The following is a 1,348-nucleotide window of genomic DNA, read 5'->3' on the forward strand; positions in this document are numbered from 1 at the left end:
TAGTTGAGTAGTTAAGTGGTTTAGTAGTTAAGTTAGAAAGTGAAAAAGTTAGAAAGTGGGAAAATAGGAATGAAATTTACCAATTCCCAATTCCCAATTCCCAATTCCCAATTTCCAATGACTATTTTCTTGTATCAAAAGGCAAAAGATGCAAAATTATATATTAAAAGATGAAAATAGCGTCTATTATGAGTGTGATTACTCTTGCGATAATGAGCTATTTTTAAAGCTGGGAGATGAGGCCTTTTTTTTAACAGACGCAAGATATACATTAGAGGCAAAGGAGAAGATAAAAAACGCTTTGGTAATTGAATCAAAAGATTTGATTAAAGATGCGCGAAAAATATTGAGAAAAAAAAGGATAAAAAAACTTTTTTTCGATCCAAAGGAGTTTAGTAAAAAAGAGATAGACTCTATCGAAAAAAGCGGTGTTTTTTTAAAAGAAGCCTTAAATTTTTCATGGAAAAAAAGGGCAATAAAAAGCGATAAAGAGATTGAGCTTATAAAAAAGAGCGTAGATATCAATAAAAGATCCTTTGAAGAGTTTGCCAACTATTTGAAAAAAAGCGCGGAAGGAAAAAGCGAAAAGTTTTTGCATTTTCAAGCCGTTTCTATTTTGACATCTTTTGGTGAGAGAGAGTTGAGTTTTGATCCAATTTTTGCCATTAATGAAAATGCGGCAAAGCCTCATGCCAAACCTACAAAAAAAGTTTTAAAAAAGGGGGATTTGATACTTTTTGACGCTGGTATAAAATATAAAAGATACTGTTCTGATAGAACAAGAACCTCTTTTTTTAGCGAGGATTTAAACTTTGATTATAATCAGAGATTTAAAAATAGCAAGATTCAAAAAGCTTACGATCTTGTTTTAAAAGCAAAAGATGAGGCTACAAAAAAAATCAGAAGCGGAATGAGGGCCTATGAGATAGATAAAATCGCAAGAGATATTATAGATAAAGGTGGATTTGGAGAATATTTCGTTCACTCTTTGGGACATGGAGTAGGATTGGATATCCACGAGATGCCCTTTATCTCTTCTAAAAGCAATAGCGTTATTGAAGATAATATGGTATTTACAATTGAGCCTGGCATCTATATCCCAGGAGAGTTTGGAATAAGAATAGAAGATATGGTTGTTATAAAAAATGGGCGAGCCGAGATTTTATAAAAAGGTATATTTTGAGAAGAAAAATCGATAAGAGATTGACTCTTTTTTATATTTATGGTTTTCCTTATATTAATAAAAGAGTAAAAAAACTTCCATTTGAAGCAACCATTGGTATAGGTGGAAATTTAGGAGATGTTAAAAGAAGATTTAAAAAAGTTTTTAAAATTTTAAACTCGAATT

At 30.9% G+C, this 1,348-nt stretch carries 1 protein-coding gene; it reads left to right on the plus strand.

Annotated features, from left to right (window positions below):
- The first annotated feature begins 148 nt into the window (after window positions 1-148).
- Entirely contained in the window at window positions 149-1,168 is a 1,020-nt protein-coding gene (locus AC30RD_RS09390; RefSeq protein WP_489494281.1) for a M24 family metallopeptidase, read from the plus strand.
- The last annotated feature ends 180 nt before the right edge of the window (window positions 1,169-1,348 follow it).

The organism is Nitrosophilus sp., from assembly GCF_982775275.1.